Origin of the sequence: Cellulomonas sp. ACRRI, assembly GCF_022346185.1 — a bacterium.
In the GTDB taxonomy this organism is placed as follows: Bacteria; Actinomycetota; Actinomycetes; order Actinomycetales; family Cellulomonadaceae; genus Cellulomonas.
Map to the genome: position 1 here is coordinate 1 of NZ_JAKRMS010000147.1, position 9,744 is coordinate 9,744.

The window sequence follows — 9,744 nt, forward strand, 5'->3', positions numbered from 1 at the left end:
GGCAGGGGCGGGGCGGCCGGGGCGGTGGCCGGCGCGGCGGACGCGCCGCGCGCGGACCCGAGCGCCACGGCGGTGGCGAGCAGGCCGGCGCCGCCGCCGCGCAGCAGCGCGCGGCGGGAGGAGCGGGCCGGGACCGGGCCCGGCGCGCTCGGGGACGTCGGGCCGGGCGTGACGGTGTCGTCGGGGGTGGTGCGCATGCGAGGACCTCCAGGACGAGTCGGTGCGGACCGTCCGTGGGAGGTGCCGGGGGCGTGCGGTGGTGCCGTGGCGGAGCGCCCGGGGCCGGGCGGCCGCGGCCTCGCGCCGGTGGGCGCCCGCGACCCGCCGAACGTAGGGCCGGCCCGGAGGGGGTGTCAACGGTGCGGCCCCGGTCGATGACGCGTCAGGGGCAGTGGACGGCGGCCCCGCCGCGTCCTACTGTGGCGGAACCCATCCAGAGCGACCGAGAGACCTGGCTCGTCGACGTCGCAGCAACCCCCCTCCTCACCGAGGGTGCGGGTGCTTCCGCCAGGACCGATGGAGCTGACGATGACCAGTCACGACGTACCCGCGCACCTGGCGGGCACCGCCGTGCCCGACGGCCTCGGCGCCGTGGACCGCCCGACCGTGTCGTTCGAGCTGTTCCCGCCCCGGAACCCCGACGCCGCGCCGCGCCTGTGGGCGACCGTGCAGCAGCTCGCCTCGGCCCGCCCCGACTTCGTGTCCGTCACCTACGGGGCCTCCGGCAGCACCCGCACCACCACCCGGCAGCTGGTGCGACGGCTGCTCCGCGAGACGTCGCTGACCCCGATCGCGCACCTGACCTGCGTGGCGAGCTCGCGCGAGGACCTGGCCGCGACGATCGAGGAGTTCCTCGACGAGGGCGTGCGCGCGTTCCTCGCGCTGCGGGGCGACCCGCCCGCGGACCGCTCGTGGGAGCCGCACCCGGAGGGGCTGCCGACCGCGAGCGCCCTGGTCGAGCTGCTGCGCGACGTCGAGCGGCGCCGCTGCGCCAGCAGCCCCGCGCAGGCGGTGCGCGCGGCCACCCGCCCGCTGTCGGTCGCGGTCGCGGCCTTCCCCCGCGGCAACGCCGGCGCGGGCAGCACCCGCGAGCAGGACGTGGCGGCGCTGCTCGCGAAGCAGCAGGCCGGGGCCGACTTCGCGATCACCCAGGTGTTCTACGACGCGGGCTCGTACCTCGAGCTCGTGGCCCTCGCCCGGGACGCGGGCGTCACCATCCCGATCCTGCCGGGCATCATCCCGACGACCGACCCCGCCCGGCTGCGCCGCGTGCAGCAGCTGACGGGCGTGCCCGTGCCGGAGCCGCTGCTCGCCCGGCTCGACGCCTTCGACCCCGACGACCCGGCGGACCTGGCGGCGCGGCACCGCCTGGGCACGCGCCTCGGCGTCGACCTGGTGAACGCGGTGCTCGACGGCGGCGCCCCCGGCGTCCACCTGTACACGTTCAACGCGCACGGCCCGGCGCTCGACCTGCTGGACGGCGCGGGGCTCGGCGGCGACGCCCCCCGCGCGCACCTGCGGGTGCCGCCGCCCGAGCCGGTGGCGGCCGCGCCCGCCGCCGCCACGACCACCCCGACCCCTGTCCCCACCATCTGAGGCGAGAGATGACCGACCTGACCCACCCGTTCCCCGCCGGCACCGTCCTCGGCTACCCCCGCATCGGGCCGCGCCGCGAGCTGAAGAAGGCCCTGGAGGCGTTCTGGGCCGGGCGCGCGAGCGCCGAGGAGGTCGAGGCCACCGCCGCCGACCTGCGCCGCCGCACCCGCACCCGCCTGGCCGAGCTCGGCCTGGACACCCGGCTGCCCGCGATCCCCAGCGCGTTCTCGTTCTACGACCACGTGCTCGACGCGGCCACCGTGCTCGGGGCCGTGCCCGAGCGGTTCGCCGACCTGGTGCCCGCCGAGGGCGGCCTCGACCTGGCCGGCTACTCGACCGTGGCCCGCGGGCGCGGGGACGACCTGCCGCTCGAGATGACCAAGTGGTTCGACTCGAACTACCACTACCTGGTGCCGGAGATCGGCCCGGCCACGGCGTTCCGGTACGCGAGCGACCGCCCCGTGCGCGAGCTCGCCGAGGGCCTTGCCGACGGCGTGCTCACCCGCCCGGTGCTGGTCGGCCCGGTCACGTTCCTGGCGCTCGCCAAGGCGGCCGAGGGCGCGCCGGCGGACTTCTCCCCGATCGACCGCCTCGCCGACGTGCTGCCGGTCTACGCCGAGCTGCTCCGCGACCTCGCGCGCGCCGGCGCCACCTGGGTGCAGCTGGACGAGCCCGCGCTGGTGTCCGACTCGACCGGCGTCCCGGCCGACCGGCTGCTCGCGGCGGCGGCCGACGCCTACCGGGCGCTGGCCACCGACCTGCCCGCCGCCGAGCGCCCGGCGATCCTGGTCGCCGCGCCGTACGGCGACCTGCGCGACGCCCTGCCGGTGCTCGCCGGCACGGACGTCGAGGGCCTGGCGATCGACCTGGTCCGCGGCGCGGTCCCCGCCGGGCCCGTGCCCGGCCTCGCGTCGAAGGTGCTGGTCGGCGGCGTGGTCGACGGCCACAACATCTGGCGCGCCGACCTCGACGCCGCGCTCGGCTCCCTCGAGTCGCTCGAGGGCCTCGGCGCCCGCCAGGTCGCCGTCGCCACGTCGACGTCGCTGTTCCACGTCCCGCACGACGTCGAGGACGAGCCGCAGCTCGACCCGACGCTGCGCTCGTGGCTCGCGTTCGCCGACCAGAAGGTGGCCGAGGTCGTCACGCTCGCGACCGGGCTGACCGAGGGCCGCGAGGCCGTGCACGCCGAGCTGCTCGCCGCCGCCGACGCGCGCCGGTCCCGCGCCGAGGCGCCGGGCGTCGTGCGGCCGGAGGTCCGGGAGCGGCTCGCCGGGCTGCCGGCGGGCGCGTTCCGCCGCGGGGAGTTCGAGGCCCGCCGGGTCGCCCAGGCCGAGCGCCTGCGGCTGCCCGTCCTCCCGACCACGACGATCGGCTCGTTCCCGCAGACCCCGGAGATCCGGGTGGCGCGCGCCGCGTTCGGCCGCGGCGAGCTCACCGCGGAGCAGTACGAGGACGAGATGAAGGCGGAGATCCGCCGCGTCGTCGAGCTGCAGGAGCAGATCGGCCTGGACGTCCTGGTGCACGGCGAGCCCGAGCGCAACGACATGGTCCAGTACTTCGCCGAGAACCTCGACGGGTTCGCGGTGACGGCCAACGGCTGGGTCCAGTCCTACGGCTCGCGGTGCACCCGGCCGTCGATCCTGTGGGGCGACGTGTCCCGCCCCGCCCCGATCACGGTGCCGTGGACCACCTACACGCAGTCGCTGACCGCGAAGCCGGTCAAGGGCATGCTCACCGGCCCGGTGACGATCCTGGCCTGGTCGTTCGTGCGCGACGACCAGCCGCTCGCCGACACCGCGAACCAGGTCGCCCTCGCCCTCCGGGACGAGATCGCCGACCTCGAGGCCGCCGGGACCGCGATCGTGCAGGTCGACGAGCCCGCCCTGCGCGAGCTGCTGCCGCTGCGCGCCGAGGACCACGACGCCTACCTCGACTGGTCGGTGCGGTCGTTCCGCCTCGCGACGGCGGGGGTCCGCCCGGACACCCAGATCCACACGCACCTGTGCTACTCGGAGTTCGGCGAGATCTTCGGCGCGATCGACGGCCTGGACGCGGACGTGACGTCCATCGAGGCCGCCCGGTCGAAGATGGAGATCCTCGGCGACATCGCCTCCGAGGGCTACCCCCGCGGGATCGGCCCCGGCGTGTACGACATCCACTCGCCGCGGGTGCCGAGCGAGGCCGAGGTGACCGAGCTGCTCACCGAGGCGGTCCGGGTCGTCGACCCCGCGCAGCTCTGGGTCAACCCGGACTGCGGCCTCAAGACCCGCCGGTACGCCGAGGTGACGCCGTCGCTCGAGCACGTGCTGGCGGCGACCCGCACCGTCCGCGCGTCGCTGGCGGTGCCGACGGCCTGACGGCCGGTCCGACGGCCGGCCCGGCGCACGCACCGGGCACGCGACCGCCCCGGTCCCCCGAGCGGGGGGCCGGGGCGGTCGCCGTGGGGCCGCGTCGGGCGGTCAGGCGCTGGCACGCTCCTGGGGAGCGGCGTCGGCGCCCGCCTCGATGGTCGCCGGTGTCCCACCGGTGCTGACCTCGATGCGGCGCGGCTTGGCCTCCTCGGCCACCGGGATGGTCAGCGACAGCACGCCGTCGGTGTAGGACGCGGTGATCGCGTCCAGGTCGAGCCCGCGTCCGACGGTGAGCTGCCGGGCGTAGGTGCCGACCGGGCGCTCCTTGGCGAGCCACTGCACGCCGTCCTCCGTGCGCGCGGTGCGCTGAGCGCGGATCGTGAGCGTGCGGTCGTCGACGGCGACGTCGATCGAGCCGGGGTCCGCGCCGGGCAGGTCGACGTTCAGGACGTAGTGGTCGCCCGAGCGGAACAGGTCCATCGGCATCGTGGCCGACGCGCGCTGCTGGCCGAGCACCTGGTTCATCAGCCGGTCCATCTCCTGGAACGGGTCGAATCGCGTAGCCACAGCCCGTCACCTCCTCGAAGCGTCACGGCGGTCCGGACGGTCCGGGACCGCTGCTGCCCCGGCGCTGCCGCGCCAGGAGGGCTACGAGAGATGTTCTAGCACTCTCCGGGCGCGAGTGCTAAGTGGGAGAGCGCGCTGTTCGCCACGGGATGAACGCGCAGGTCAGACGGTGCGCGACCCGGTCCTCGCCCCGTCTGTCGCGGCCACCAGCGCGGTCACGATGCGCACGTCCGCGTCCAGCCACGGCACGGTCAGCCACCGCCCCCGCGGGAGCCAGCGCAGCGCGTCGTGCTCGACCAGGGGGCGGGGCTCGCCCTCGGCGATCCGCGCCAGCCACAGCCGCATCACGTACCGGTCGCTCAGGCGCCACGCGCCGTCGTCGGGGCCGGCGAGCTCGCCCCCGAGCTCGATCGCGACCCCCAGCTCCTCCCGGATCTCCCGGTGCACCGCCGCCTCGGGCGCCTCCCCCGGCTCGACCTTGCCGCCGGGGAACTCCCACCGGCCGGCCAGGCTCACCGGCGCACTGCGCCGCGCGGCGAGCAGCGCGCCCGGGGCGGCGAGGTCGTCCACCAGGGCAGCGGCGACGACGAGGACGGGTGGGGTCATGCCCCGCAGTTTCCCATCCCGCTCGCCGAGCACGCAGAAGATGCGGGGTCCCGGCACCGGAACCCCGCATCTTCTGCTGTCTCGGCGGTGGTGGCGGGGTCAGCCCTGGCGGAGCTCGTTCTTCAGCTCGCGCTGCGCCTGCTCCAGGGCCTCCCGGGCGGGCACGCCCGACTCGTAGATCTCCGTGAGCGTCACGGTGCCGAACCGGCTGTTGACCGCCGGCAGGTCCGGGCTGCCGAACGACTCGAAGTGCTCGATGCCGTCCTTGACCTGGTTCAGCACGTCGAACAGGTTCGTCGTGAAGTACTGGTTGAACTGGTTGTCCGGGTCGCGGGTGACCTCCTCGTCCTCCCACACGGCCATGTTCACCGGGTCGAAGCCGAGCACCTCCCACACGGCGACGTTCGCCTCCGGGGACAGCTTCGCGAACGCGAGCCACTCGGCCGCGAGGTCCCGCACCGGCGACCCCGCCGCGACGGCCGTCCCGGTGCCGCCGCCCCCGATGGTGAGCGTGTCCGAGCCGGCGACGACGGGAGCCGGCGCGATCGCGACCTTCCCGGCCAGGTCCGGCATGTAGTCCACGAACCGCGAGGTGTACCAGGCGGGGTACACGATCGCGGCGAAGTCCCCGCGCGCGATCGACCCGTAGGCCTCCTCGTCGTCCGGGCTGGACCCGGGGATCGGCGCGATGGCCCCGGTCTCGACCATGTCCTGCATCATCTCGAACGACCGGACGACCTCCGGGCTGTCGACCTGCACCGTGCCGTCCTCGGCGAACAGCTCGCCGCCGTGCTGGGCGATCACGAGCGGCTCCACGAAGAACACGTCGGTGTTGGCCGTGCCGAACGCCCGGCCCGTCGCCGCGTGGTACTCCGCGCCGGCCGCCGCGAAGTCGTCCCAGGTCACGATGGTGGAGTAGTCGATCCCGGCCTCCTCGAGCAGCTCGGTGTTGTAGAAGGTGACGAACGCGCCGACGTGCGTCGGGTAGCCGTAGACCGCGTCGCCCCGGCTGTACAGGTCCAGCCGGGCCTCCACCACGTCCTCGCGGTAGGGCTCCGCCGCCGCGGACAGGTCCATCAGCGGCGGGTCGTCCCCGCGGACGAAGTTCGCGAACTTCGTGACCTCGATGTCGGCCAGGTCGGGCATCCCGGCACCGGAGTTGGCGGCGAGCTGCAGCTTGTTGTGCATGTCCTGGTAGGGGTACACGGTCAGCCGCAGGTCGATCGCCCGGTCGGGGTGCAGCTCGTTCCACCGGTCGGCCATCTGCTCGTACAGCACCCCGTGCAGCTCGCCGAAGATCCACATCTCCATCGGGGTGGCGCCGTCGGCGTCGGCCGAGGTGCCGGCTCCCCCGCCGGGGCTCCCGCCGCCGCACCCGAGGCACGCCGCCAGCACCGCCGCCACGGTGGCCGCGGACGCCGTCGTCCTGATTCGTGACATGACATCTCTCCTTTGTGTGCGTCGCACGGGTCAGCCCTTGACGGCGCCCGCGGTCATTCCCTCGACGAAGAAGCGCTGGAAGGCCAGGAAGAGGACGAGGATCGGGATCAGCGAGAAGAAGGACCCGACGATGAGCAGCCCGTAGTTGTTCGCGTACGGGGTGATGAGGGTGTTCAACCCGATCGGGAGCGTGAACTTCTCCGAGGAGCGCAGCACGAGGAGCGGCCACAGCAGGTTGTTCCAGCACATCATCCCGTTGAGGATCGCCATGGCCGCGATGGCCGGGCGGGCGATCGGCAGCACCAGGCGGAAGAAGATCCCGAACTCCGTGACCCCGTCGACGCGGCCGGCCTCGAGGATCTCCTTCGGGACCCCGAGGAAGTACTGCCGGAAGAAGAAGATGGTCACCGCGGCGGCGAGGAACGGGATGACGATGACCGCGTAGGTGTCCGCCAGGCCCATCTCGTTCACCTGCACGTACAGCGGAAGCATCACCATCTCGAACGGGACCGCCATGATGGCGAGCACCGCGATGAACAGGGGCGTGCGCCCGCGGAAGTCGTACATCGCGAAGCCGTACGCCACGAACGAGCTCACCAGCAGCGTGCCGACGACCTGGAGCACGGTCACCACGAGGGAGTTGGCGAACCAGCGGAAGTACGGGCCCGAGTCGGTGAACAGCATCGTCCAGTTGTCCAGGCCGAGCGTCGCGGGGTCGACGGCGAGCGTGATGCCGCCGCGCATGATGTCGGCGCCGGTCTGGAACGTCGCGACGAAGATCGCGACCAGCGGGACGAGCGCGACCAGCGCGATCACGACGAGCGCGGTCGACTGCAGGACGGACAGCGCCCGGGTGGCGCGGGGTTCCCGCCGACGGGCCGGGGGCCGGGTGCGCAGGGCGTTCGCGGTCATCGCACGTTCTCCTTCCGGAAGGTGCCGGCGAGGGTGAGCTGCGTGAGGTTGATCGCCGTGACCGCGACGAGGAGCACGATCCCGACCGCGGAGGCGAAGCCGAGGTCGTTCTGCTCGACGCCCTTGCGGTACAGGTAGCCGACGACCGTGAGGCCCTGGTTGTTGGGCGACGCGTTCCCGCCGTAGAGCATGAAGCTCTCCAGGAACATGGCCAGGCCGCCGTAGACGCTGATGGTCGTGACGTAGACGATCGTCGGGCGCAGGTTCGGCACGGTGATCCGCAGGAACTGCTGGCGCCGGTTCGCGCCGTCGAGGGACGCCGCCTCGTAGTACTCCCCCGGGATCGACTGCATCCCCGCGATGAAGTACATGGTGTTGACGCCGGTCCAGCGCCACACGGCGAGCGCGAGCAGGGCGGCGAGCCCGGTCAGGTCCTCCCGGAGCCAGCGGACCGGCCCGATGCCGAACACCTGGACGACCTGGTTCATCACGGCGCTCTCGGACTCCGAGAACATCAGCCGGAACACCAGCCCGGCGACGACCACCGACGTGAGGGCGGGGACGAACATCGAGGCCTTGAAGAACGCCTTGACCCGCGGGCTCCCGATCCGGGAGTTCACGACGGCCGCGAGCAGCATCGGGATCGGGATGAGCAGCAGCAGGCTCAGCACCATGTACCGGGCGCTGTTGGACATGGCGGTCCAGAACACGCCGTCGTTCCACAGCCGCGCGTAGTTGTCCATCCCGACGGAGGTGGTCTGCCCGTACATCACCTCCTGGGTCGACATCACGATCGACCGGGCGACCGGGATGATCCAGAACAGGGCCAGCGTGGCCACGAACGGCAGGACGAACAGGTACGGCGCGAGCTTCTGCGAGTACAGGAGCCGGCGCGCGAGGGCGGGCATGACGGCAGGACCTCCTGGGGACGGGTGGCGGAGGGGTCGCACGGTGGTGCTGCGACCCGCCGGTCACGCCGTCCGGGCACGGCTGAGCCCGCGGAGACGGATGCCAGGACGGACGGTCGGTGCACGGCTGCGTGCACCGGACGTGGCTGGAAACTCTTTCGTCACGAGTGGTTGTGGCGCCAAGGTATCGACGCGCCACATCGGCGTCAACCAGCAGTTTGAGGCGGATCGCGCGCGGGGACGACGCGCGGACGCGGGTGGAAAGTCTTTCGTCGGTCAGCCCGCGACGAGCAGCCCCGCGAGGCTCACGCTCATCGCGACCGCCGTCGCGGCGGCGCCCAGGGCGAGGGGCCGCGCCCCGGTGCGCACCAGTCGGCCCAGGTGGATCTGCGTGCCCAGGGCCGTCATCGCCGCGCCGAGCAGCAAGGTGGTCACCGGCTTGACCGCCGGCAGCACGGCGTCCGGCACCAGCCCGGCCGACCGCACGGCGACCGCCGCGACGAAGCCGACGACGAACAGCGGGACGAGCGGCGCCGCACCCCGGCCGGGGCCCGCCGCGACGCCCGCGCCGCCCTCCGCGGCCGCGCGCGCCGCCGCCCGGCGCCGCACCACCCCGACCCCCGCCACCAGCGGCGCCAGCAGCACCACCCGCGCGAGCTTCGCGACCACGGCGACCGACAGCGCCGCCGCCGACACCGTGCCCGCGGCGGCCACCACCTGCGCCACCTCGTGCACCGACATGCCCGCCCAGAGCCCGGCGGTCCGGTCGGGCAGCCCGAGTGCGCCCGCCGCCAGCGGCACGGCCGCCAGCGCCAGCGTGCCGTACACCGTGACCAGGGCGACCGCGGTGGCCACCTCGTCCTCCTCGGCGTCGGCGACCGGGCTCATCGCGGCGACGGCGGCGGCGCCGCAGATGGAGAACCCGGTGGCGACCAGCAGCGTCAGCCGCCGCCCCACGCCGAGGCGGGGCCCGAGCCAGCACGTGGCGGCGAACGTGACGGCCACCGTCGCCACCAGGACGAGCGCCTCCCGGCCACCCAGCCCGAGCAGGTCGCCGACCGACAGCTGCAGGCCGAGCAGCACGACGCCCGCGCGGAGCACGCGCCGACCGGTCCAGGCCAGGCCGGGCTCGAGGGCGGCGGGCAGCCACCCGGTCGACCGGGCGACCGCCCCGACGAGGATCGCGACCAGGAGCCCGGGCACCACCGGGACGGCCGACGTCAGGCCGAGGCAGGCGGCGCCGACGGCGAGCGCGGCGACCGCCCCGGGCGCCTGCGCGCGGCCCGGCAGCGCCGCGCGCAGCCCGGCGAGCGCGCGGGACCGGCGCGTCGGGGCCGGCGCGGCGAGGTCGGGCGGGGTGGCGG

8 protein-coding genes, 1 pseudogene and 1 riboswitch are annotated in these 9,744 nt (G+C 74.3%); of the genes and pseudogenes, 2 read left to right on the plus strand and 7 right to left on the minus strand.

Annotated features, from left to right (window positions below; translation table 11 throughout):
- Window positions 1-197: pseudogene (locus MHY85_RS18545) on the minus strand (hypothetical protein); the annotation flags it as partial.
- A gap of 229 nt (window positions 198-426) precedes the next feature.
- Window positions 427-523: riboswitch (SAM riboswitch) on the plus strand.
- Window positions 524-528: 5 nt separating this feature from the next.
- Here MHY85_RS18545 and MHY85_RS18550 point away from each other — a divergent pair.
- Both MHY85_RS18550 and metE read left to right on the plus strand, forming a co-directional pair.
- Window positions 529-1,596, plus strand: coding sequence for a methylenetetrahydrofolate reductase (locus MHY85_RS18550; RefSeq protein ID WP_239199308.1), 1,068 nt, complete (start codon window positions 529-531; stop codon window positions 1,594-1,596).
- Between the two features lie 8 nt (window positions 1,597-1,604).
- Window positions 1,605-3,953 carry a 5-methyltetrahydropteroyltriglutamate--homocysteine S-methyltransferase gene (metE, locus tag MHY85_RS18555; protein ID WP_239199311.1) on the plus strand — a complete coding sequence of 783 codons (2,349 nt, stop codon included), beginning with the start codon at window positions 1,605-1,607 and terminating at the stop codon, window positions 3,951-3,953.
- Between the two features lie 102 nt (window positions 3,954-4,055).
- Here the strand turns inward: metE and MHY85_RS18560 are convergent, their stop codons facing one another.
- From MHY85_RS18560 to MHY85_RS18585, 6 genes are all read right to left on the minus strand, one after another.
- Entirely contained in the window at window positions 4,056-4,514 is a 459-nt protein-coding gene (locus MHY85_RS18560; RefSeq protein ID WP_154730851.1) for an Hsp20/alpha crystallin family protein, read from the minus strand.
- Window positions 4,515-4,676: 162 nt separating this feature from the next.
- Window positions 4,677-5,120, minus strand: a complete 444-nt coding sequence (locus MHY85_RS18565; RefSeq protein WP_239199314.1) for a (deoxy)nucleoside triphosphate pyrophosphohydrolase — start codon at window positions 5,118-5,120, stop codon at window positions 4,677-4,679.
- Window positions 5,121-5,219: 99 nt separating this feature from the next.
- The gene (locus tag MHY85_RS18570) at window positions 5,220-6,560 is read right to left on the minus strand and encodes an ABC transporter substrate-binding protein (RefSeq protein WP_239199317.1); all 1,341 of its coding nucleotides are present in this window, start codon (window positions 6,558-6,560) and stop codon (window positions 5,220-5,222) included.
- A 30-nt stretch (window positions 6,561-6,590) separates the two neighbouring features.
- Window positions 6,591-7,472, minus strand: coding sequence for a carbohydrate ABC transporter permease (locus MHY85_RS18575; protein WP_239199320.1), 882 nt, complete (start codon window positions 7,470-7,472; stop codon window positions 6,591-6,593).
- A complete protein-coding gene (locus MHY85_RS18580) occupies window positions 7,469-8,380 on the minus strand; it encodes a carbohydrate ABC transporter permease (RefSeq protein ID WP_239199323.1) in 912 nt (303 codons plus the stop codon). The genes MHY85_RS18575 and MHY85_RS18580 overlap by 4 nt, the downstream gene beginning before the upstream one ends.
- 276 nt (window positions 8,381-8,656) lie before the next feature.
- Window positions 8,657-9,744, minus strand: a 1,088-nt coding sequence (locus MHY85_RS18585; RefSeq protein ID WP_239199326.1) for a YeiH family protein, incomplete at its 5' end; no start/stop codon positions are given.